1 protein-coding gene is annotated in these 510 nt (G+C 60.8%); it reads left to right on the top strand.

Annotation, left to right across the window (positions count from 1 at the left end; all coding sequences use genetic code 11):
* Positions 1 to 510: ATP-binding cassette domain-containing protein (locus EN932_RS37595; protein WP_164890919.1), on the top strand; the 510-nt coding region annotated here is incomplete at both ends.

The following is a 510-nucleotide window of genomic DNA, read 5'->3' as shown; positions in this document are numbered from 1 at the left end:
CTCTGATGGCTGATCTCGAAGAGGACATCGATCCGATGACCCTGGTCGAGGATCTGCGCCTCGGCCAACAGCAGATCGTCGAGATCGCCCGGGCACTGTCGGTCGATTCGCGCATCCTCATCATGGACGAGCCGACCTCCGCGCTCAGCGCAACCGAGGTGGAAGTTCTGTTCAAGGTGATCCGCGATCTGACCAGCCGCGGCGTCTCCATCGTCTACATATCGCATCACCTCGAAGAGGCGCTGCAGATCACCGACTATGCCGTTGTCCTGCGCGATGGCGCGATTACCGCGACGGCCGAAGCTCGGGATATCGATCTCGAATGGATCGTGCGCAACATGGTCGGCGAGAATTTCGATCTCGGCTCGCCGCCGACCGGCCATGAATTCGGCGAAGTCGCCCTATCGATCGAGGATGTCAGCGTCGTCGACACTTCGGGCTCAGGTTATTCCGTCGTCGATCACCTGTCGCTGGACGTGCGAGCAGGCGAGATCGTCTGCATCAACGGGC

It is taken from the genome of Mesorhizobium sp. M7A.F.Ca.US.002.01.1.1 (genome assembly GCF_004022955.1).
In the GTDB taxonomy this organism is placed as follows: domain Bacteria; phylum Pseudomonadota; class Alphaproteobacteria; order Rhizobiales; family Rhizobiaceae; genus Mesorhizobium; species Mesorhizobium ciceri.
This window is presented reverse-complemented; position numbering and strand designations above follow the sequence as displayed.